This is a genomic window from Acinetobacter tianfuensis (assembly GCF_003611465.1).
Classification (GTDB): domain Bacteria; phylum Pseudomonadota; class Gammaproteobacteria; order Pseudomonadales; family Moraxellaceae; genus Acinetobacter; species Acinetobacter tianfuensis.
This window is the reverse complement of sequence record NZ_RAXV01000010.1, coordinates 67,862-89,018: the sequence shown is the minus strand read 5'-3', so window position 1 is coordinate 89,018 and position 21,157 is coordinate 67,862. Positions and strand designations below refer to the sequence as shown.

Below are 21,157 nucleotides of genomic sequence, written 5' to 3'. Positions count from 1 at the left end.
TTGAGATAACCTCTCTTTTTAAAGAGGGGTTAGGGGAGATTAATGAAAAGGGTGTTTGATTTATCTGAATGAAAAGACTGTTAAAAATCATCCTTTTTATACATATGCGACATGCGGTTATGTTTAGTCTTTAAATATTCTTCATTGAAAGGATTCAGGCCAACAGTCAGCGGTACGCGGTCAAGCACATTAATGCCTAAATCAGTCAGCGCCTTAATTTTCAGCGGATTGTTGGTAATTAAGCGCACTTCTTTGATTTGAAGGTGCTCCAGCATAATGCTGCACATATCGTATTTGCGCGCATCCGCAGGCAGGTTCAGCATTAAATTTGCATCCACTGTGTCGTGGCCTTGATCTTGCAGGGCATAAGCGCGGATTTTATTGGTTAAGCCAATGCCGCGGCCTTCTTGGCGCAAATATAGAATAACGCCTTGGCCAGCTTCATTAATCAGCTGCTGAGTGGCTTGCAGCTGCGGGCCGCAGTCACATTTTAAAGAAGCAAAAGCATCACCAGTTAAACATTCAGAGTGAATACGGACCAAAACGGGGCCTTCTGGCGGATTTTCTAAACCTTTTGAAAGTGCAACGTGTTCTTCACCAGTCTTAGGATCTTGAAATACTGAAATCTTAAATTCGCCAAATGCGGTTGGTAATCTTGAAGTAGCAACAAATTCTATAGGCACAGTCAAACCCAGACTTTTAGATTGTAAATTGGTTAAAGTATAGCGTAATGCTTGGACATTGGTAGAATTGCATTGATGATTTTATGCAGAACATTTTCTTTTTTGTAGAAAGCGCACAATAATAGTTGATAAATAGTCAGATTATTCAGGATAATCTCCTACACTCAACAAAACACCCGATTTTGAGTCAGACTCAAAATTGCATCGCTAGAAATATGGCTGATTGAAGGTGATACAATCTGATCTTATGATCGGATATCCATTTGACCTAGCTTAGGATTTGCCAGGCTTTAGAAGGCTTTGCCATATTATGCTGTATACAGAAATACCGTCTCACCGCCCAATTACATCACTGCTGGATCGTATTGATCATCCGCAGCAGCTCCGTTTGCTCGAACGCAATCAGCTTGAGCAGGTGGCGGATGAGTTGCGTCAATTTATTTTATATGCGGTAGGGCAGAGCGGCGGGCACTTCGGCGCGAATCTTGGGGTGATTGAACTCACTGTTGCTCTGCACTACAGCTTTAACACACCGGCAGACCGCTTAATTTGGGATGTCGGCCATCAGGCCTATCCGCATAAAGCATTGACGGGCCGCCGTGAACAGCTGGTGACGATCCGCGCAAAAGATGGCTTGGCAGCTTTCCCTGCACGGGAAGAGTCTGAGTTTGATACCTTTGGTGTAGGCCATTCTTCAACGGCTATTTCTGCGGGTTTAGGCATGGCTTTAGCGCGCCGTTATCAAAAAGATCCTTGTGAAGTTGTTGCAATTATTGGCGACGGCGCAATGACAGCAGGCATGGCTTTTGAAGCGATGAATGATGCGGTGGCTCACAATGCCGATTTAATTGTTGTCTTAAATGATAATGATATGTCGATTTCTCAAAGCACAGGCGGTTTTGCCAAGCATCTGGCGGCCATTTGGGGCAAGGGCGAATCGATTAATATTTCAGATGACGGCGAAGCCTATGTGCAGCCGCATCCTGAATGGACTTATAACTCGCGTTTGCACAGCGCAGCCACTGATGCGGCAGATAACGTATTTAAAGCCATTGGCTTTGACTATTTTGGCCCATTTGACGGTCACAATGTTGAACAGCTGGCGCAAGTTTTTGAAGCGGTTAAAAAACGTAAAGGCCCGCGTTTAGTACATGTTTATACCAAAAAGGGTAAGGGTTTTGCGCCTGCAGAAGCAGATCAGATCAAGTACCACGCGATCAGCAAAATAAATGCAGCGCCTGCAGCATCTGCTGCGCCTAAATACTCAGATGTATTTGGTGAGTGGTTATGTGATGAGGCGGCGCAAGATCAGCGCTTGCTGGCAATCACGCCTGCGATGTGTGAAGGCTCGGGTATGGTGAAGTTTGCTCAAACTTATCCAGAACGTTATTTTGATGTGGCCATCGCAGAGCAGCACGCTGTAACTTTAGCCGCAGGCATGGCTTGTGAAGGCCTGAAGCCGGTTGTTGCCATTTATTCAACATTCTTGCAGCGCGGTTATGACCAGCTCATTCATGATGTTGCTTTGCAAAATCTGGATGTGACTTTTGGCATCGACCGTGCAGGCTTAGTTGGTGAAGATGGCCCAACGCATGCTGGGGCTTATGATTATGCCTATATGCGCACCATTCCAAATATGGTGATCATGGCGCCGAAAGATGAAAATGAATGCCGCCAAATGCTGCACACTGCATATTTATATAAAGGTCCAGCAGCTGTCCGTTACCCTCGCGGCAATGGTTTAGGTGTGGCAATGCAAAGCCAATTGACTGAAATGAATATTGGTGAAGCAGAAGTGCTGGCTGAGCTGAATGCGGAGCAAGGCGAGTTTATTTCGATATTGGCATTTGGCAGCCGTGTACAGCAGGCTTTAGATGCAGCAAAAGCTTTTGCGCAGCAGCATGATATTGCTGTTCGTGTCGTGAATATGCGTTATGTTAAACCTTTGGATGAAGCATTGCTGAGCCAAATTGCAGACAGCACCGCATTATTTGTAACGGTTGAAGAGCATGCGGTCATGGGCGGTGCGGGCAGTGCGGTAAACGAATACTTAGCCAAGGCCGGAATTGTCAAACCCATGCTGAATTTGGGTTTAAGTGATGAGTTCCTGCATCAAGCCTCGCATGCCCAAATGCTTCAGCTGGCTGGACTGGATGCGCAAGGCATTGAAAAATCAGTAACTCATGCGTGGCAGAAAGTAATTCATATAGTGTCATAAACACTGAATTAACTTTAGAAACATTTTTTTCCCTAAAAGCCCATATATTTGCTAAAATATATGGGCTTTTATGCATTATTCTTTATCAGTATCTTCAAATTTGTAGTGGGTGTTCAATGGAACCTATGGTGGTGATGGCTGCGCGTGCGGCTCAATTAGTTGGTCAAGAGCTTTTAAAAGCGCATCAAAATCGTCATAAACTCGATTTGCAAGTTGAAGAAAAAGGCATCGATGGCCCTGTTACGCGTGTAGACCGCTACATCGAACAGCTTGCGATCGAAACGCTTCGTAAAAGCTATAAAAACCACAGCTTCCTTGGTGAAGAGTTTGGCTACCAAGAAGGTAAAGGTCACGATGCAGATTGGTGCTGGGTGATCGATCCGCTTGACGGCACTTTAAACTTTATTAATGGTTTCCCGCATTTCTGCGTATCAATCGCAGTTCAGCATAAAGGTGTAACTCAGCACGGCGTTATTTATGACCCTGTAAAAGATGAGCTGTTCTCTGCAAGCCGCGGCCGCGGTGCAATGCTGAACCAGCGCCGTATCCGTGTAAACGTTAAAGACAATCTAAGCAATACATTTATGGGTGTAGGCCATGCCTTCCGTAAAATCCGTAATGGCGAAGTTGTGTCTTATGCAAAAAATCACTTTGACTCTCTATTGAACGTAACTGAAGCTGGCGCACAATACCGCCGTGCAGGTTCTGCTGCATTAGATTTGGCTTATGTTGCTGCTGGCCGTTTAGATGGCTATTTCGAACTTGGCTTAAAGCCTTGGGACATTGCGGCTGGCGAGTTAATTGTGAAAGAAGCGGGCGGTACAGTTGTTGATGCGCGCGGCGGCTCAGACTCTATGGAGAACGGTCAAGTGATTGCATGCTCTATGAAAATGCTGAAACCGTTAATGCAAGCTGTAGTTCCAGCATGGGGCGAAGCTGCTAAATAATTCATCTCAAATTTGAGTGAAATGACCAAATGTTAAAAAAAGCCTTCAATAGAAGGCTTTTTTTGCAGATAAAAAACGTTGAAAGCCCCAGTTTATAAGCATTTATTATTTTTTTTAGGTGAATCTGAGTAAATTAGATGACTTTTCAAAAGATTCTGCTATAATCCGCCCACGCACTAAATTTCGTTCATTACCTGAACACTTTCTTTTCTATATTGTGTATGCGCGTCCGGTCCAAAGAGAGGACATTATTTCGCGCCCCACCCAATCGCTTAAGCGATTCCTTCAGGTTGCGGCTGTAATCATTTGTGCGTTATACGCATCGTCGTTCTCGGATCGCCGCTGATTCTATATTTTCAGCGATTATTGCTGTGCCGCTTTTTGCCGATGTCCAATAGACCATATATTTAATGGAGCACCCACATTAGGGTGAATATCTCTATGAGCAAAACTTTTGCTGATTTTTCTTTAGACGAGTCGCTACAAAAAGCACTTGAATCTCTTGGTTTTACTAATCCTACTCCAGTTCAGGAACAATCTATTCCTGCAGCTTTAGAAGGTAAAGACCTGCTTGTATCTAGCCAGACTGGTTCTGGTAAAACTGCTGCTTTCTTACTCCCTACGTTAAATGCTTTAGCTGGCCAAGAAACTCTTGTTCCATTTAAAGAGCGCATGAAAGCGGTAACTCAGCCGAATATCCTTGTAATTTCACCTACACGTGAACTTGCGCAGCAAGTATGCCAAGACGCAATTGCATTTGTTCGCCACATGAAAGGCGTGCGTGTTGCTGCGATCATGGGCGGCATGCCATTCGGTAAACAAATCCAGCAATTAAAAGGCGCGCAAGTTGTTGTTGCAACGCCAGGCCGTTTGCTTGACCTTGTTAACCGCCGTCAAATCAAATTAGACAATGTTGATTCTCTAATTGTTGACGAAGCAGACCGCATGCTTGACCTAGGCTTCTCTGAAGACCTGGAAGCGATTAGCGATCTTGCTGCGAACCGTAAGCAAACATTGATGTTCTCTGCAACATTTGCGCCGCGTATCATTACACTTGCAGAACGCATGATGAATGATCCTGAGCGTATTGCAATTGAAACAGGCCACTCTACAAACACAGACATCACTCAGACTTTGCACTGGACTGATGGCTTCGAACACAAGAAAAAACTTCTTACTCACTGGTTGAGCGAAGAAGATCTTGATCAAGCAGTTGTATTTGCTTCTACTCAAGAAGATACAGATATGCTGGCTGAAGAACTTGCAGAAGCAGGCCACTCAGTTGTAGCGCTTCACGGTGCGATGCCGCAAACTGTACGTAACCGCCGTTTACGCAGCATCCGTGAAGGCCGTGCAAAAATCTTAGTTGCAACTGACGTTGCAGCGCGCGGTCTAGACGTACCGACTATTTCTCACGTAATTAACTTCGGTCTTCCAATGAAGAACGAAGACTACGTACACCGTATTGGCCGTACTGGCCGTGCTGGCCGTACTGGTAAAGCGATTACTTTGGCGACTTACCGTGAACGCGGCAAGATCCGTGCGCTAGAAGATTACCTAGATGCTCGTTTAGAAGTATCTGAAATTGAAGGCCTTGAGCCATCTCCACCTCCAGCGCGCGGCAGCCGTGATGGCGGTCGTGGTCGCCGTGATGGCGGTCGTGGCGGTTTTGGCGGTGGTCGTCGTGATGGCGGTCGTCGTTTTGAAGGTGAATCAAACTTCAAACGCCGTGAAGGCGGTTTTGGTGACCGTCCGCAACGTTCTTTCGAAGATCGTCCACGCCGTGAGTTCAATGGTGAAGACCGTCCGCGCCGCGAATTCAACAATGACCGTCCACGCCGTGAATTCAATGGTGAAGACCGTCCGCGCCGCGAATTCAACAATGACCGTCCACGCCGTGAATTTAATGGTGAAGACCGTCCGCGCCGCGAGTTCAACAATGACCGTCCACGTCGTGAATTCAATGGTGAAGACCGTCCGCGCCGTGAATTCAACAATGACCGTCCACGTCGCGAAGGCGGCTTCGGTGATCGTCCTCGTTTTGACAATAATGATGACAACCGCGGTAACCGCGTAGATTACAAGCCGCGCCGTGAAGGTTCTTTCGGTGACCGTCCTAAGCGTGATTTTGGCGACCGTCCAGCGCGCCGTGAAGGTGGCTTTGGCGACCGTCCGCAGCGTTCTTTCGGTGATGACCGTCCAAAACGTTCTTTTGGCGATGACCGTCCAAAACGCACTTTTGGTGAAGACCGTCCACGCCGTGAAGGCGGAGACCGCGGCCGTAAATTCAATGATTAATTGAATTTCGTCTGAAATTGTAAAAACCGGTGCTTGCACCGGTTTTTTATTTGCATATTTCCAGTAAAATGTGTCATAAGTCATATTTTAAATACTAACTGATAAATATGTATAAACTAGAATCTAAATTCATGCATGGTTCATGGTCTGAGGTGCTGATGCCTTATATTGGTTTGCTGCTGCTGCTGAGCAACATCATCTATTATTGCTATAATTATTGGAGCTGATGCTGCAAATATTTGGTGTTTTCTATTTTTATTTATAAAAATTACAAAGTTAAAAGAATAAATTTAAAACACATTACAGTCAGAGGTAACATTCTGCAGCTGAATCCTTTATAGTATGCGTGCTGAAAAAATGCAGGAATAAGCTCAGCTATGAATAATCAAACACCTCTTGGGGCTCAATCACTGATTGAGGTGAAAAACCTGAGCTTTAAACGGGGCGAGCGGGTCATTTACGATAATGTCAGTTTAAACATTCGCCGTGGGCAGATCACTGCCATTATGGGGCCTTCTGGCACAGGGAAAACGACACTGCTGCGCTTAATTGGCGGTCAGCTGGTGCCAGATGCCGGTGAAGTGCTTTTGGATGGCAAAAATATTGGCAAGATGTCACGCCACGAATTATTTGCAGCTCGTGCCCGCATGGGGATGCTGTTTCAGAGCGGCGCGCTGTTTACAGATATGAGCGTATATGAAAATGTCGCTTTTCCAATACGTGCGCACACCAAGCTTCCTGAGCATTTAATTTCAGAACTGGTTTCTTTAAAGCTTGAATCTGTTGGCTTGCGCGGTACAGAACAATTTATGCCTGCAGAGCTGTCAGGCGGGATGAACCGCCGTGTCGCATTGGCGCGTGCGATTGCCTTAGACCCAGAATTGATCATGTACGATGAGCCCTTTGCAGGCCAAGACCCGATTGTGATGGGGGTATTAACGCGCCTGATCCGCTCATTGCGTGAAGCTTTGGATTTAACCACGATTATTGTGTCGCATGACGTTGCTGAAACCCTGTCTATTGCTGATTATATTTATGTGGTTGCAGAAGGAAAAGTACAAGGTGAGGGCACACCTGCAGAACTGCGTGAACATGCATCGCCGTTTGTGCGCCAATTCCTGACGGGTTCTGTGGAAGGGCCGGTAGATTATCAATTCAGCCATCAGCCTTATTTGAATCAAGAGGTTCGTTCATGAATGCAATTGCCGCATTAGGTAGACGCGTTATTGAGCGTGTTCAGGGCATTGGTACAGCATTTATTATGCTGCTGCAAATTTTATGCTCACTGCCGACTTGGCTTGGCGTAAAGCTGTTTACTTATCAGATGTACCGTGTCGGTGTGCTGTCATTATTAATTATTAGTGTTTCTGGCTTATTCATTGGTTCGGTGCTTGGCCTGCAGATGTACAGTATTTTATCCACGTTCGGCAGTGAAGCGATGCTGGGTACAGCTGTTGCGCTGACATTGCTGCGTGAGCTTGCGCCAGTGGTTGCTGCCTTACTGTTTGCTGGCCGCGCCGGTTCTGCTTTGACTGCGGAAATTGGCTTAATGAAAGCCACTGAGCAGCTCTCCAGTATGGAAATGATTGGTGTTGATCCCTTAAAGCGCGTGATTTCACCGCGCTTATGGGCGGGTATTGTCAGTCTGCCGATGCTGTCGGTAATATTCGCAGCCGTTGGGATTATGGGCGGCAAGCTGGTGGGTGTTGATTTTCTGGGGGCAGATGAAGGCTCGTACTGGAGCGGCATTCAAAGCAGCGTACAGTTTTATAAAGATGTGCTGAACGGCACAATTATTAAGAGTTTTGTTTTTGCATTGATCTGTACTTGGATTGCGGTCTATCAGGGCTATGCCTGTGAGCCGACATCTGAAGGTATTGCAACAGCAACAACACGTACAGTGGTGTATTCATCACTTTGTGTTTTAGGTTTTGATTTCGTGTTGACTGCGGTCATGTTTGGAGGTGTTTAATGAAATCACGTGCAAGTGAGCTGGCAGTCGGCGTATTTGTAATCCTGTTTGGGATTGCATTATTTTTTATTGCAATGCGTGTCAGCGGTTTGGTTGGGTCAAATTTAAATGACCAATATCAAATGACCGCGACTTTTGACAATGTAAACGGTTTAAAGCCGCGCGCCAAAGTAACCATGAGCGGTGTGAAAATCGGTCAAGTCGAGAATATTACGCTTGATCCAGTTACCCGTTTGGCAACTGTATCTTTCGCCTTAGACGGCAAGCTGACAACTTTTAATGCAGAACAGCTGAAAGAAGTTGAGAAAAATGCTTTAGAAGAGCTGCGTTACAGTTCTGAGTTTACTGCAGCAGATGCAGCGCAACAAAAAGAAATGGAAAAGCAACTGTTGGCTAACATGAAGTCCATCACCAGTATTGATGAAGATGCTTATATCATGGTTGCAACCAATGGCTTGCTGGGTGAGAAGTATTTGAAAATCGTGCCAGGCGGCGGCTTGAACTATGTGAAGCGCGGTGAAAGTATTGGCAACACACAAGGCACGATGGATCTTGAAGATTTAATCAGTAAATTTATTACTGGCGGCGCAGGTAAATCTGGTGATGGTTCAGCGGCTGAACAGCCTGCCGAAGGTGAAACAGCAGATGAAGAAGTTTCATTTGCTGAGTAATTTAAAGAGGATAACCGTAGTGAATACTTTATTTAAACAGACGCTGACTGCTGGTATTTTATCGACCATGATTGCAGGCGCTGCGTTTGCGGCGCCGGATGAAGCGCCTCCAGCTTTTGTGAAAAAAGTAGCAGATGGGCTAATCATGCGCTTAAAAGCGGATCATGCAAAATTGCAGAATAATCCTGCGGCAGTAAAAGCCATTGTGCGTCAAAACCTAGACCCTTATGTTGATGCGCCAGCTTTTGCCCGCATTGTGATGGGGACATATGCGACCAATCAATACAGCACTGCGGCGCAGCGCGCTAAGTTTGAGGCAAACTTCCGTGAAACGCTGATTGAAAACTATGGTTCGGCATTCGCTAAATTTACCAATCAGACTTATACCATCCGTCCTTATAAAGCGACGGGCAGCAAGAACCCTGTGGTGACTATCGACTTTAATAATAATGGCGAGAAAATTCCAGTGTCTTTCCAGCTGGCTGATAAAGGTTCACAATGGAAAATCCGCAACATTAACGTGTCAGGCATTGATCTGGGCTTACAGTTCCGCAACCAGTTTACAGCGACTGTAAAACGTAATGGCGGCAATTTGGATAAAGCAATCGCAAACTTCAAGCCTGATGCTGAAGCTGCGGTTGAAAAGAAAAAATAAAGCAGGATAGGCATGATTCAGTTCACTGAACAGGAACTGCGGGTTTCTGGGAAAATTGATTACAGCAATGCTGAGCAATTTTATGCAGCAGGCTTAAAAGAAATTCAGCGGCAGCAGCAGTTTCCGCTGACCGTGAATTTATCTGAGCTTGAGCATGGAAGCACTTTGGCGCTGGCAGTATTGGTGCGCTGGCTGCGTCAGACACCCAATGCTCAAGGTCTGCAGTTCAAAGCGGTGCCTGAAAAAATGATGAAGATTATTCAGTCCTGCCATTTGGAGCATGATTTAAAAATCATCTGAAATCGAATGCAATAAAAAAGCGCCTGATGGCGCTTTTTTATTGGGGTAAACTCCTCCCTTTGATAAAGGGAGGCTGGGAGGGATTTTATCAAATCCATTTTTTCCATCTGAAGTAAATGAGCGGGCCAATTAAGAAGGCGATTAAAATAAAACTGACCACCATAAAGCTTGTTGTGCCGTGCGCAAAAGGCAGAACATCGGTGTTCATGCCGTAAATACTGGCAATCAGCATCGGCGGGGCAAGCATGCTTGGCAAAATGGAGAATCGGCGGATCGTGTCATTTTGTTCGGTGTTAATAAAGCCTGATGTGGTATCGAGTAAGAATCGCACTTTTTGGAATAAGAAGGCATCGTGTTCGACCAGTGAGCGCACATCTTCACTCAGCTCGCGGATGTCTGCATCATATATATGGCTGCCCAAGGCGCGCGGACGCGACAAGAAAGTGAGTACACGGCGCAAGTCAATCAGACAAAGCTGCGCTTTTCCCAGCATGTCTTCTAATTGTGCTAAGCGGGTAATCATGTCATCCAGATCTAAAATCATTTCGCGATGACGGTTGTTCAATACTTCTGTGGAATACTTTTCCAAGTCCTTGTGGATATCTTCCAAGATATCCGCAAGTTCATCTAATTTTGCTTCCAGCAGGCCAAGCAGAATCCAAGTGGGTTCTTTATAGTCAATTTCATAGTCATTGCGGCGGGCGCGGGCGCGAAAAGCGCGGAATGCTACGAGCTTTTCGCCGCGCAGGGTAAACAGGCGCTCTTTATGTAAAATAAAGGCAACCGTTTGTACTGTCGCTAGAATGCTGGAACTTTCTTCTGTTTCGGTATCGACCTGAAAGTTTTTATTTTTCGTTAAAAAATATGTGCTGATATGCAAAATGCCGTCATCATCACGGTAGAATCGTGCCGAAGATGAAATATCTTCTAATGATTTTAGCGTAGGCATGTTTTGGCCATAGGCATCTAAAATCCATTGCTGCTCTTCTTGTGAGGGCGCAATCAGATCCAGCCAGACCAACTCAGGATGAAGATCAAAATCGCCATTAATAGTGGCGTCTTCTAAGCTACCGCGCTCTGTGGCGTAAAAGGCTTCAAGCATGCCGTCTTTTTCTCCCTTGCGCAGTAAGTGTGATTGAATGCGTGTATTTTAGACAAGGATTTTAAGAAATACACTGCTCGAATGTTTATTTTATTAAAAAAACACCGCGAAGTTTAGTTTAGCGGTGTGACAGATTAATAACAGGGCGGTAAATGATGAAATCTATAGCAATATTTTGCGGTTCGGCTTTAGGAACAGATCCAATTTTTGCAGAAACGGCGCAAATCGTAGGTCAGCAGCTGGCTGAAAATCGGATCACGCTGGTTTATGGCGGCGGCCGTTCAGGCCTAATGGGTATTGTGGCAGACAGCGCTTTGCAGGCAGGCGGTCAAGTCATTGGCGTGATTCCTAAACAGCTGGTTGACCGTGAACTGGCGCATCCAAATTTAACCGAATTGTATGTTGTGGAAAATATGCATGAGCGTAAGACGAAGATGTCGGAGCTTTCTGATGGGTTTGTCGCTATTCCAGGCGGTGCAGGTACGCTAGAGGAAATTTTTGAGCAATGGACATGGGCGCAGCTGGGCATTCATTTAAAGCCTTGTGCATTTTTAAATGTCGAAGGCTTTTATGATGATTTGCTGAAGTTTATTCATTTCACGGCAGAAAAAGGCTTTACCCAAAGCAGATTTAGCCAAAGCTTAATTTGTTCTGCTAGTTTCTCAGAAATTTTGATTCAACTGCAAAGTTATACAGCGCCGCAGCCGAAATGGGGCATGGCGGCTGATCAGCAGGATTTGGTGAAGTAAAGATGAAAGTGATTACAGTGGCCGCGGGGATTGTGCTGAATGAACAGCAGCAGATGCTGGTGGTGCGTAAGCGTAATACCGCTTGCTTCATGCAAGTAGGCGGTAAACTTGAACCGAATGAGCTGCCAGAGCAGACGATTGTGCGGGAAATTGCTGAAGAAATTGGCTGTCAGGCTGAAATTCTGCATTATTTAGGGCGTTTTGAAACCCAGACTGCGAACGAGCCGGATCATCTGCTGGTGAGCTATGTTTATCATGTGGCGTTGGATCGCATGCCTGAGGTGCAGGCAGAGATTGCAGAAATGCGCTGGGTCGATTTAGATGACCAAGATACACTGCTTGCACCGCTGACGCGTGAAGTGGTGATTCCTTGGATTCAGCAGCAGTCTGCGGCTGTATAAAAGAAGCTTTAGCTTCTGTCGGCAGTTTTAAATCTGAGCAGCTGCCAAGCAAACAGCATGTACTTCTTGGCAGCCCAATTGCTCTAAACAATTTTTTAGAGCGTGAATGGAACTGCCAGTGGTCACGACATCATCCACGATCAGCACTTTGCGGTAACGTAAATTTGACGGCGGCGCCAATTGAAACTGTTGCTGAATATCTTCAATTCGTTCAAAACGGCTGAGCCCTTTTTGTGAGTGCTGTTTTAAGCGTTCCACTGGCTGCCAGATGGGTAGCTGCAAATGTTTTGACAGTGCTTTTGCCAGCAGCAGTGACTGATTGTAGCCGCGTTCGCATAAGCGCTCTGTGGAAATCGGCATTGGTACTATGGCTTGTACTTTAGGGTATTTCAGTGTTTGCAAGATACCTGAAAGTAAAGGTGTGTAATGCAGCTGCTGTTCGTATTTGAACTGGTGAATAATACGGTCGAGCGGATATGCATAGTCACAGGCAGCCAATATCTGCATTTCCTGACGCTGCACGCTTTGTCTCTGCCATGGCAGGTTTTGCCAGCAATCTAGGCAAACATGATGCTGATGCTGTGTATCTGCATGGCAAAGCTGGCAGGGCTGAAAACTGCGGAAAAAGCCCGCTGCCTGCTGCAGCAGTGTTTTAGACATAGGCATATCTCGGCGCTTCCGGCAGCCAGCGTTTCAGCAAGGCTTCTGCATTTTTAGGATGTTCTTTTAATATTTGCTGCGCAGCATAATGCGCTTGATTCAGCAGATGATCATCGCGTTCTAATTTAGCTACACGAAAGCCCATATCGCCTGTTTGCTTGGTGCCAAGCAGTTCACCGGGACCGCGTATTTCTAAATCTTTTTCCGCAATCATAAAGCCGTCATTGGTTTCACGCATGATACGTAAGCGTTCCTGCCCATTTTGCGACAGCGGGTTTTTATACAGCAGGGCACAGAAGCTGGCTTTTGCACCGCGTCCCACGCGCCCCCGCAGCTGATGCAGCTGAGATAAGCCTAGACGCTCTGCATTTTCAATTACCATGATGGATGCATTTGGGACATCCACACCCACTTCAATCACCGTAGTGGCTATCAGCAATTGCAGTTCATTGTCCTTAAACTGCTGCATTACAGCCTGCTTTTCATCGGCTTTCATTTTTCCATGCACCAGTCCGATATTCAGCTCGGGGAAGCGTTCTTTAATTTCGGTAAAGGTGGCTTCAGCAGCTTGCGCATCTAAAGTTTCGGACTGTTCGACCAAGGTGCAGACCCAATAGGCCTGTTTGCCTTCGGCGCAGTTGGTGGCAATGCGCTGCAGCACTTCTTCACGGCGGTCGAGCGGTATCGTCACAGTTTGAATTGGCGTACGGCCGGGCGGCAGTTCATCAATCACTGAGGTGTCTAAATCGCCATAAGCCGACATCGCTAGTGTGCGGGGAATAGGCGTGGCGGTCATCACCAGCTGATGCGGCGTCATGCCATTTAAGCCCTTATTGCGCAGCGCCAAACGCTGATCGACCCCAAAACGGTGCTGCTCATCAATAATCACTAGACCAAGTTTGGCAAAGGCGACATTGTCCTGAAACAGCGCATGGGTGCCGACCACTAAATTTGCGCTGCCATCCAGAATGCTTAGCTCGGCTGCGGCGCGGGCTTTGCCTTTTTGCTTGCCGGAGAGCCAAGACACGGTCAGGCCCAAAGGCTCAAACCATTTTTTAAAATTCAAATAATGCTGTTCAGCCAAAATTTCAGTGGGCGCCATCAGCGCCACCTGCCAGCCTTCTTCTAGGGCATGGCAGGCAGCCACGCCTGCCACCAAGGTTTTGCCCGCGCCGACATCGCCCTGCACTAGGCGCAGCATGGGTTTGTTCTGTTTTAAATCTTTGGCAATTTCTTTGGATACCCGTTTTTGCGCGCCTGTCATTTCAAAGGGCAGGCTGCTAAGCAGAGCTTTGGTGAAGGTCTTACTTGGGCTGAATGAAGGCGCTTCAATCTGCTGTATATAGGCGCGGCGGGTCAACAGGCTGACTTGATGCGCAACCAGTTCTTCAAAAATCAAACGCTGCTGGGCAGGGTGTGAGCCTTGCGTCAGCTGCAGCATATTGGCGTTTACAGGTGGATGATGAATATAGTCCAGCGCTTGTTTCAGCGCATAGCCGTTAGTCAGTTTTTGCGGCAACAGTTCAGGCAGATGATCGCTGTGATTTTCTAAAGCCTGCTTTACATATTCACGCAGTTTAGGCTGAGTCAGTCCATCAGTTGCAGGGTAAATGGCAGTCAGCTGTGTTTGCGGCAGCGGCGTATGTTCAGTGATCAGCTGCAGCTCAGGGTGGTACATCTCCAAGCCGCGTGCGCCGACACGCACTTCGCCAAAGATACGCAGGCGGGCGCCCATTTTCGCGCGGTCGGTAATGCCTTTATAAATGTGATAAAAACGTAAGGTAACTTTGCCTGTATCATCATCCAGCAGCACGGCCATCGATTTGCGTTTTCCTGGCGGAAAGTCGACACTTTTGACAATGCCTTCGAGCAAATAGCTGCGGCCAACGGTCAGCTGATTCATGGGTATAATAGTGCTGCGGTCTTCATAGTCACGCGGCAAATGAAACAGTAAGTCGTCGGTATTGAAAATATTCAGTTTTTCAAGCAATGCGGCAGCAGCGTTTCCTACGCCTTGCAGTTGGTGAACGGCAGCCATTTCCCCTCATGATGTTTTGGACAGATGTTAAGTCTGTGATTAGGTGCTAAATGCATATTTTATTTATAGGTTATGGTAAAACATCTCAGCGCGCTGCAAAACTGTTATTTGAGCAGGGCCACCAAATTACCACAATCAGCCGCAGCCCGAAAACCGATGTGTATGCCAATCATCTGATTCAGGATGTGCGTCAGCTGGATTTAAGCGCTATTGCGCCTGTAGATGCCGTTTATGTGCTGCTTGCGCCCGCACGTAACAGCAGTTTGAGTCCATTGCAGGCTTATCAGCAGACCTATGTGGATACTGTCCAGCCGATTATTCAGGCTTTAAAAAATCATCCGGTTCAAAAAATCATGGTGGTGTCTTCGACGCGGGTCTATGGTGAAAATGCAGGGGAGCGCGTGGATGATGACACCGTGCCAAACCCTATAGATGAACAAGGCAGGCTGCTGCTGCAGATGGAGCAGCTGTATCAAACTGCTTTTCCTGCAGCATGCGTGATTGTCCGTCCGACAGGGATTTATGGCGGATCATCTGCCCGAATGCAGAAGCTGGCAGAGACGACTAAAAGCTGCCTAAATATTCATTGGGCAAACCGCATTCACATTGATGATCTTGCAAGGTTCTTAGTGCACCTGCTTCACGTGGAACATGCAGAAAAATCATATATTTGCAGTAATAATAAGCCAGAACCATTGCATGAGCGGATTTTGGCAATTCAACGCTCATTAAGTTTGCCCGAGCTGGTGCTGGAAAGCGGCAGTGAAACGGGGAAACGGATTTTTGCGGAGCGGATGGTGGCGTGCGGGTTTGTGCTGAAACATGATGGCTGCTAGAAAGATCTTGCAGTACATGAGTTCAGTTGCCATTTTCGCGGCTGCACGATTTTATACTTTATGATGGCGATCATTAACTGATTGAGTACTGTGCAACTCTAAAGTGTAAAAAAGTGACTTTAAAAGCCAATGCTTTAAAGTGAGTATGCTTTTTGAGCGCCTGTTTAATTTAAATATTTGTTGTTATAGCAAATGATAAAACATGTATTTATTTATAAAATTATATTTTTAAGTGATTTTTTGAAAACCGGTTTTTTAAGCGTATTACAAGGAAAGCATCATGAGCCATCGTATTTTTTATTGTTTAAGCGTATTGGGGCTATTGAGCCTCAGTCATTTAAGCCATGCTAATCCAACCAATGGTTATTGCCAATCGGTAGATCCAAGTGTTTGCGGGTGGGGTGGAAATAGTGCTCCTGTGCAGCGGTATTGGTATGCGGCGATTGCTTATGATCCTGATACTCAGATATGGGGGTATGCTTATGCAACAAATCCTGATTTAGCCAAACTAACGGCAACAAAAACATGCAGGGAGATTGAGACAGAAGAACCAAGAAGCTTTTTGGCTAAACGCACATCATGTGGAAAAAAAGTTGCAAGCGCCATTGGGTATACAACGCAGGATGCACCAATAGTAGTGACGAAGGGGGAACTTGAAAATGGCAAAATACAAATGAATTTAAGATATGGCAAAGGCGGCCAGCACAATTTTTGGGGGCAGAGAGCATATTCTGAGCAGAATATTAAAGATGCTGCAATGGATGCCTGTATCAATAAGTATAAATTGTCGAATTGTAAAATTGTTTATGAGAGAAATTTATCTGTGATTGTTAATTAAGCTGTGATTGACAGCATATCCCCTTGGATCTGCTGTTATATGGGTAATAAAAAAAGCGGCTTTAAAATAAGCCGCTTTTCAAAGCAGTCCGGATACATTTATTTCAAGATTATTTTTCTTTATTTCAAATATTTATCTGATTATCATAAAGATAAGTTTTTGAATCATAAGTATTGTGTTTATTGCTGATGATGCAAATTAAGAGGCATAAAAGACTTCATTGCAATACAAAGTATTTGAGTTAACACATACATGATGTCTTTGGCGATAATGTTTAACCGAATGGAGCAATCATGAGCGATGTTTTAAAGAAAATACCGACGCTCACATTCTGGGCTGCCTGTGTGGTCAGTGCTGCCAATATTGTTGCAGCGGTTGCAGGCTTTGGCGCTGCTCTAAAATGGCTGAGTTCTGTTTCCATTAACCCGTTGATCAGTGTAACCGCCGCTGTAGTTATCATGGGTTTTCTGGTGGTCAGCTGGATCAATTCTTTGATGGGCAACCATGCTGGAAAGCTGATTTACCTGATCAATATACTGGTTTCACCTTTCGGTTATCATGCTTTTGGTTTGCCATACTGGCTGGGTCTCAGTTTAGCATTTGCCCCTTACTTTTTGTATTTCGGTGCGGCATATCTAGTTGAGCAAACTGAAATGTTAATAAAAAAATGGAAAAAATAATGCTTACAATTCAGATGATTATTTATTTTATTGTCTGTATAACCTTAAGTTTCTGCGGTATTAAAAAATGGGTGAGGGAATATTAACCTATGAAAATGTTTAAAATTCAGATGGTTATTTGTTTAATGATCGTTATTGTCTGCGCATCTTTAAGTGTCTACAGCTTTAAAAAATGCGGATGGGGAATGTTCGCCTATGAAAATGCTTTTATTGCGGCAATCACAGGGGAATGCGCTCAGCAGCAGAATAAATCAAAAGATTAATGCTGTATGATGTTACTTGCTGGCAGCCCATAGATTATTCATATTTTTGATTCGGTTGTATAGTTTATATGATCATAAAAAGCCCGGCATCTGCTGCTATGCAGATGCCGGGCTTTTATTAAGGATCACAAGAAATTACTTCTTCTTGCGTTTCAGGCGTTTTTTCGCCTGTTCAGCAGCAACCTTATCCAGCGCTTCTTTCAGCTCATCATCACTGAATGTAGTAATGTGCTGCAGCATTTGCAGGGTTGCATCATCCAGTACGAGATTGGCGTATTGAGCAACATTTTGGAAGCTCTCATCAAAAACAATAGAGCCTTCTTCATTTTTGCCGATATAATTTTTTTCTGTCAGTACTTTCATAAAGCTTTGGAACAATGCCTTATCAAAAAATTCTGGCGAGTTAAACTCATACAGTACAGATAAGCGTTGGCCGACCAAATGGCTCAGCTCTTCCACTTGACGTGTTGAAATGTTGCCAGAACCGCGCTGAGTGATCAGTGTCAGTGTCATATAATAACGTTCAAGACTCTGCATTACAGGCGCAGCCAGTACAACCAGCTGATTGTGCTGTTCACTGTTCGGTGCTGGAGAAATCAAGTTCCCTTCAGCATCTTCAGTAATTAGCTTCGCTTGAATCAAGGCTTCTGCATAAGCGCAAATTTGATCTTTCAGCTCGTCATCTTTCCACTTGAGGAAGAGTTCAGCTTTCAAGAATGGATACAGTGTGCGGATCACATTGATTAAATCGCCGCGGCGGATAGAACCGTTATGCTCAACCAGCGCTGCAATCAGAGAAGGCAATACAAAAGCATGCAGAATGTTATTGCGGAAATACGTCAGCAATATTGCTTGATTATCTTCAATGGCAATAATATCGCCCAGCACATGATTTACGCGCTTAATCAGTTTGAGTTTCAGGCCATAGGCAATGATTTCTTTACCTGACAGCGGCGTGACTTGCATGCGTTCATCATACGGCAGAGCTGTCAGCAAGTTGCGGTAAGTGTCCAGCTGCTTGATGCAGATCTCTTCATCCAGCGTATGTTTCGCCGTAGCCAGCAAGATGAGAGACAGCAGCGATACAGGGTTAATCACGACTGCGCGGTTAATGTTTTCTAAAATCGCATGTGCCGAACTGTTGACTGCATCCGACACTTCCTGCGGCATGACGTCATCATTTTTTTCAATTTTGACCTGTTCAGCGCCGTGTTCTTTCAGAACGTCATTTAAGAACACAGGTTCGCCAAAGTTCACATGTACTTTGCCAAAGATACGTTCAATTTTACGTAAGGTTTTTACAATGCCTAAAATCGATTCGCCTTCTTTGGGCTTGCCGTTCATTTCACCGACATAGGTTGCGCCTTCCATTAAGCGTTCATAGCCAATATAGGTTGGCAGGAACACAATTGGTTTTGCGGGGTTGCGCAAATGGCTGTGTACGGTCATTGCCAGCATGCCGGTTTTAGGCGGAAGCAGGCGGCCAGTACGTGAACGGCCGCCTTCAATGAAGTATTCCAGCGGGGTGTTGCGTGACAGAATGCTGTATAGATATTCTTTGAATACTGTGGTGTATAAGCCATTGCCGCGGAAAGTGCGGCGAATGAAGAATGCGCCGCCGCCGCGCAGAATTTGTCCTACAAACGGCATGTTCAGGTTGTCGCCTGCAGCGATATACGGCACCATCAAGCCGCGTTTATAAATGACATAAGACAGCAGCAGATAGTCAATATGGCTGCGGTGACATGGCGTATAGACAATTTCATAGTCCTTTGCCAGTTCACGCACGGTACTGAAGTTATGCACTTCAACACCGTCATACAGCTGTGTCCATAAACGTGTCAAAGCAAGGTCGGCAAAACGAACAGTAGAGTGCGAATAGTCGGAAACGATTTCATTTAAATAGCCAATAGCGCGGTGTTCTGCTTCAACCATACTGATTTTGCTGCGGATACTTTCACGGCGGATTGCATCCTGCACATCGGCAGATTTAATTAAGCCATGCATTACATTGCGGCGGTCAGATAAATCAGGACCAAGCACCACTTCACGCTGACCGTCTAAATAGTCATTCAGGGAGCTGATGATATAGGTTGCAGGGGATAAATTCGGGTGTGTTTCTTTCGCAAAATTCACTAAGTCACGCAAAGATTGCGGCTCATGAAATTCGATATACGTTTGACGGCCATGCAGGCCAATGTTCATCAGCTGCTTCACGCGGCTAGGCGTAGACCACGTGTCTGTAAACAGCAGTTTAAGCCAAGAGTCTTCTTTCTCTGGATCACGGCCCCAAAGCAAAGTGACTGGGATCAGCTCAACATCTAAATCAGGCTGCTGTTCCAGCGCCTCAACCAGACGCAAAAGGCGTGGCGGAAAGGCATGCGGCGGCGGGTTCAGCAGGTTGTTTTCATCGCGGTGCTGCAAGAACAGCACAGATGCTTTTTCCGAGTGATTGCCAAGCGTCAGCGGGTCTAAAGCAGGCTGCAGTTTTAAACGGCGGGTTTCGCTGTCCACAATCAGAGCATTGCTTCGTGAATGTGTTTGCAGCACATAGCAGATGATTTTTTTTGCTGCCGGTTTTTCTTCTGCTGCTGCAGGCGGTTCAGTTGGAACTTCACCAAGAACATGCGGTGTTACCACGAGGTCAAGAAGCTTACTGGAAAGCTTGCGGTACATTTGACCAAAGCCACTCTTGGACATAAATACTCCTATTTCAATGAACCAGCCTGCATAAAATACAGGGGGAATGAATTTTGCATAATTCTATCGAAAAATAGTATGTCATTTTCCGACATATTGCAGGATTTTATCGTTAAAAAACGTATTTTTAGCAGTTACTTCCGAAGAATAATGTGACAAGCCAGTCAGTCAATCTCTAGGGTTTTGCTCTGAATTTATGGCAATATAAGATTATTACCCAGATTTTATTTTACCTGATTTCAGATGATCCCAGTCAAATAGGTTGTTTATGAATGCTTTAACACAAGAATTAGTAGAACTGCTGAGCTTGGAAAAGCTTGAAGAAAACATCTTTCGCGGTCAAAGCCGCAATTTGGTGGGCAAGCGTGTCTTTGGCGGTCAAGTCTTGGGGCAGGCGCTTCGCGCAGCCTCATATACGGCAAACCGTCCTGCGCATTCGCTGCATGCCTATTTCCTGTATGGCGGGGATGTTAACGCACCGATTATTTATGAAGTGGACCGTATTCGTGATGGGCGCAGCTTTGTCAGCCGTCAGGTGCGCGCCATTCAGCATGGCAAGACCATCTTTATGTGCATGGTGTCATTTGCAGATCAGGAAGAAGGCTTAAATTATCAGGTCGCAGAGCCTGAATATCCAGCTGTTGACGAATTGAAATCAGAAGCTGAGCTGAAAAAAATGATGGTTGAGTTTGTGCCTGAAAATGTGCGCGCTTCATTCATGCGTGACCGTCATGTGGAAATTCGCCCGATTGATCCGCAAAATCCGTTTCAGCCGCAGCCAGCTGCGCCATCGTATGCGCACTATATCCGTACGCATGACCGAATTGCCGATAGCGTAGATGATATTTCATTGCATCAGGCAATTGCTGCGTTCTATTCGGATTTCACGCTGATGACTACGGCATTGCGTCCGCATGGTTTGAGTTATTTATCACCTAGCTTGCAATGCGCGAGTATTGACCATGCCATGTATTTCCATAAACCATTCCGTGTAGATGATTGGATGCTGTATGACATGGATGCGACAGTCAGCTCAAATTCACGCGGTTTGAACTTCGGCCGTATGTGGCAGAACGGCGAATTGGTGTGCAGCACGACACAGGAAGGATTGATCCGTTTGCGTGAAATTGAAACACAATAAATAGA

The 21,157-nt window shown here is 45.7% G+C and carries 19 protein-coding genes; 14 read left to right on the top strand and 5 right to left on the bottom strand.

Annotated features, from left to right (window positions below):
• Positions 1-80 precede the first annotated feature (80 nt).
• Positions 81-683: a GTP cyclohydrolase II gene (gene ribA, locus D7V32_RS06505; protein ID WP_120402075.1), complete on the bottom strand. Its 603-nt coding sequence runs from the start codon at positions 681-683 to the stop codon at positions 81-83.
• A 310-nt stretch (positions 684-993) separates the two neighbouring features.
• Here ribA and dxs point away from each other — a divergent pair, with 310 nt between their 5' ends.
• The 8 genes from dxs to D7V32_RS06465 all read left to right on the top strand — a co-directional run bounded on the left by dxs (position 994) and on the right by D7V32_RS06465 (position 9,744).
• The gene (dxs, locus tag D7V32_RS06500; RefSeq protein ID WP_120402074.1) at positions 994-2,901 is read left to right on the top strand and encodes a 1-deoxy-D-xylulose-5-phosphate synthase; all 1,908 of its coding nucleotides are present in this window, start codon (positions 994-996) and stop codon (positions 2,899-2,901) included.
• 116 nt (positions 2,902-3,017) lie between these two features.
• Positions 3,018-3,848, top strand: a complete 831-nt coding sequence (locus D7V32_RS06495; protein WP_120402073.1) for an inositol monophosphatase family protein — start codon at positions 3,018-3,020, stop codon at positions 3,846-3,848.
• Between the two features lie 441 nt (positions 3,849-4,289).
• A complete protein-coding gene (locus D7V32_RS06490) occupies positions 4,290-6,146 on the top strand; it encodes a DEAD/DEAH box helicase (protein ID WP_120402072.1) in 1,857 nt (618 codons plus the stop codon).
• 377 nt (positions 6,147-6,523) lie between these two features.
• Entirely contained in the window at positions 6,524-7,342 is an 819-nt protein-coding gene (locus tag D7V32_RS06485; protein WP_120402071.1) for an ABC transporter ATP-binding protein, read from the top strand.
• Positions 7,339-8,118: a lipid asymmetry maintenance ABC transporter permease subunit MlaE gene (gene mlaE / locus D7V32_RS06480; RefSeq protein WP_120402070.1), complete on the top strand. Its 780-nt coding sequence runs from the start codon at positions 7,339-7,341 to the stop codon at positions 8,116-8,118. Before D7V32_RS06485 ends, mlaE begins: the two co-directional genes overlap by 4 nt.
• Entirely contained in the window at positions 8,118-8,789 is a 672-nt protein-coding gene (gene mlaD / locus D7V32_RS06475; RefSeq protein WP_120402069.1) for an outer membrane lipid asymmetry maintenance protein MlaD, read from the top strand. Before mlaE ends, mlaD begins: the two co-directional genes overlap by 1 nt.
• 19 nt (positions 8,790-8,808) lie before the next feature.
• Positions 8,809-9,444, top strand: a complete 636-nt coding sequence (locus D7V32_RS06470; protein WP_120402068.1) for an MlaC/ttg2D family ABC transporter substrate-binding protein — start codon at positions 8,809-8,811, stop codon at positions 9,442-9,444.
• A gap of 12 nt (positions 9,445-9,456) precedes the next feature.
• A complete protein-coding gene (locus tag D7V32_RS06465) occupies positions 9,457-9,744 on the top strand; it encodes an STAS domain-containing protein (protein ID WP_120402067.1) in 288 nt (95 codons plus the stop codon).
• A gap of 88 nt (positions 9,745-9,832) precedes the next feature.
• Here the strand turns inward: D7V32_RS06465 and D7V32_RS06460 are convergent, their stop codons facing one another.
• Positions 9,833-10,846: a CorA family divalent cation transporter gene (locus D7V32_RS06460; protein WP_120402066.1), complete on the bottom strand. Its 1,014-nt coding sequence runs from the start codon at positions 10,844-10,846 to the stop codon at positions 9,833-9,835.
• A gap of 155 nt (positions 10,847-11,001) precedes the next feature.
• Here D7V32_RS06460 and D7V32_RS06455 point away from each other — a divergent pair, with 155 nt between their 5' ends.
• Together D7V32_RS06455 and D7V32_RS06450 are read left to right on the top strand one after the other, a co-directional pair.
• A complete protein-coding gene (locus D7V32_RS06455) occupies positions 11,002-11,595 on the top strand; it encodes an LOG family protein (RefSeq protein WP_120402081.1) in 594 nt (197 codons plus the stop codon).
• A gap of 2 nt (positions 11,596-11,597) precedes the next feature.
• Complete coding sequence (locus D7V32_RS06450) at positions 11,598-11,996, top strand: NUDIX hydrolase (RefSeq protein ID WP_120402065.1); 399 nt, start codon at positions 11,598-11,600, stop codon at positions 11,994-11,996.
• A 27-nt stretch (positions 11,997-12,023) separates the two neighbouring features.
• On the opposite strand, the gene D7V32_RS06445 is transcribed toward D7V32_RS06450, so the two are convergent.
• The gene (locus D7V32_RS06445; RefSeq protein WP_120402064.1) at positions 12,024-12,662 is read right to left on the bottom strand and encodes a ComF family protein; all 639 of its coding nucleotides are present in this window, start codon (positions 12,660-12,662) and stop codon (positions 12,024-12,026) included.
• Positions 12,649-14,694: an ATP-dependent DNA helicase RecG gene (gene recG, locus D7V32_RS06440; RefSeq protein ID WP_120402063.1), complete on the bottom strand. Its 2,046-nt coding sequence runs from the start codon at positions 14,692-14,694 to the stop codon at positions 12,649-12,651. The genes D7V32_RS06445 and recG overlap by 14 nt, the downstream gene beginning before the upstream one ends.
• 50 nt (positions 14,695-14,744) lie before the next feature.
• On the opposite strand from recG, the gene D7V32_RS06435 reads away from it, so the two are divergent.
• From D7V32_RS06435 to D7V32_RS06425, 3 genes are all read left to right on the top strand, one after another.
• A complete protein-coding gene (locus tag D7V32_RS06435; RefSeq protein ID WP_120402062.1) occupies positions 14,745-15,530 on the top strand; it encodes an NAD(P)H-binding protein in 786 nt (261 codons plus the stop codon).
• 280 nt (positions 15,531-15,810) lie between these two features.
• Complete coding sequence (locus D7V32_RS06430; RefSeq protein WP_120402061.1) at positions 15,811-16,368, top strand: DUF4189 domain-containing protein; 558 nt, start codon at positions 15,811-15,813, stop codon at positions 16,366-16,368.
• A 293-nt stretch (positions 16,369-16,661) separates the two neighbouring features.
• Positions 16,662-17,048 (top strand): hypothetical protein, encoded by a 387-nt coding sequence (locus D7V32_RS06425; RefSeq protein WP_120402060.1) that lies wholly within the window; start codon positions 16,662-16,664, stop codon positions 17,046-17,048.
• Positions 17,049-17,446: 398 nt separating this feature from the next.
• Here the strand turns inward: D7V32_RS06425 and plsB are convergent, their stop codons facing one another.
• Positions 17,447-20,011 carry a glycerol-3-phosphate 1-O-acyltransferase PlsB gene (plsB, locus tag D7V32_RS06420; RefSeq protein ID WP_120402059.1) on the bottom strand — a complete coding sequence of 855 codons (2,565 nt, stop codon included), beginning with the start codon at positions 20,009-20,011 and terminating at the stop codon, positions 17,447-17,449.
• Between the two features lie 268 nt (positions 20,012-20,279).
• On the opposite strand from plsB, the gene D7V32_RS06415 reads away from it, so the two are divergent.
• On the top strand, positions 20,280-21,152 hold the full coding sequence (locus tag D7V32_RS06415) for an acyl-CoA thioesterase (RefSeq protein WP_120402058.1): 873 nt from the start codon (positions 20,280-20,282) through the stop codon (positions 21,150-21,152).
• The last annotated feature ends 5 nt before the right edge of the window (positions 21,153-21,157 follow it).

Excerpts from the sequence above, each read along its gene's own strand:
- dxs (WP_120402074.1), top strand. The coding sequence starts at position 994 with ATGCTGTATACAGAAATACCGTCTCACCGCCCAATTACATCACTGCTG.
- D7V32_RS06495 (WP_120402073.1), top strand. The coding sequence starts at position 3,018 with ATGGAACCTATGGTGGTGATGGCTGCGCGTGCGGCTCAATTAGTTGGT.
- D7V32_RS06490 (WP_120402072.1), top strand. The coding sequence starts at position 4,290 with ATGAGCAAAACTTTTGCTGATTTTTCTTTAGACGAGTCGCTACAAAAA.
- D7V32_RS06485 (WP_120402071.1), top strand. The coding sequence starts at position 6,524 with ATGAATAATCAAACACCTCTTGGGGCTCAATCACTGATTGAGGTGAAA.
- mlaE (WP_120402070.1), top strand. The coding sequence starts at position 7,339 with ATGAATGCAATTGCCGCATTAGGTAGACGCGTTATTGAGCGTGTTCAG.
- mlaD (WP_120402069.1), top strand. The coding sequence starts at position 8,118 with ATGAAATCACGTGCAAGTGAGCTGGCAGTCGGCGTATTTGTAATCCTG.
- D7V32_RS06465 (WP_120402067.1), top strand. The coding sequence starts at position 9,457 with ATGATTCAGTTCACTGAACAGGAACTGCGGGTTTCTGGGAAAATTGAT.
- D7V32_RS06460 (WP_120402066.1), bottom strand. The coding sequence starts at position 10,846 with ATGCTTGAAGCCTTTTACGCCACAGAGCGCGGTAGCTTAGAAGACGCC.
- D7V32_RS06455 (WP_120402081.1), top strand. The coding sequence starts at position 11,002 with ATGAAATCTATAGCAATATTTTGCGGTTCGGCTTTAGGAACAGATCCA.
- D7V32_RS06450 (WP_120402065.1), top strand. The coding sequence starts at position 11,598 with ATGAAAGTGATTACAGTGGCCGCGGGGATTGTGCTGAATGAACAGCAG.
- D7V32_RS06445 (WP_120402064.1), bottom strand. The coding sequence starts at position 12,662 with ATGCCTATGTCTAAAACACTGCTGCAGCAGGCAGCGGGCTTTTTCCGC.
- recG (WP_120402063.1), bottom strand. The coding sequence starts at position 14,694 with ATGGCTGCCGTTCACCAACTGCAAGGCGTAGGAAACGCTGCTGCCGCA.
- D7V32_RS06435 (WP_120402062.1), top strand. The coding sequence starts at position 14,745 with ATGCATATTTTATTTATAGGTTATGGTAAAACATCTCAGCGCGCTGCA.
- D7V32_RS06430 (WP_120402061.1), top strand. The coding sequence starts at position 15,811 with ATGAGCCATCGTATTTTTTATTGTTTAAGCGTATTGGGGCTATTGAGC.
- D7V32_RS06425 (WP_120402060.1), top strand. The coding sequence starts at position 16,662 with ATGAGCGATGTTTTAAAGAAAATACCGACGCTCACATTCTGGGCTGCC.
- plsB (WP_120402059.1), bottom strand. The coding sequence starts at position 20,011 with ATGTCCAAGAGTGGCTTTGGTCAAATGTACCGCAAGCTTTCCAGTAAG.
- D7V32_RS06415 (WP_120402058.1), top strand. The coding sequence starts at position 20,280 with ATGAATGCTTTAACACAAGAATTAGTAGAACTGCTGAGCTTGGAAAAG.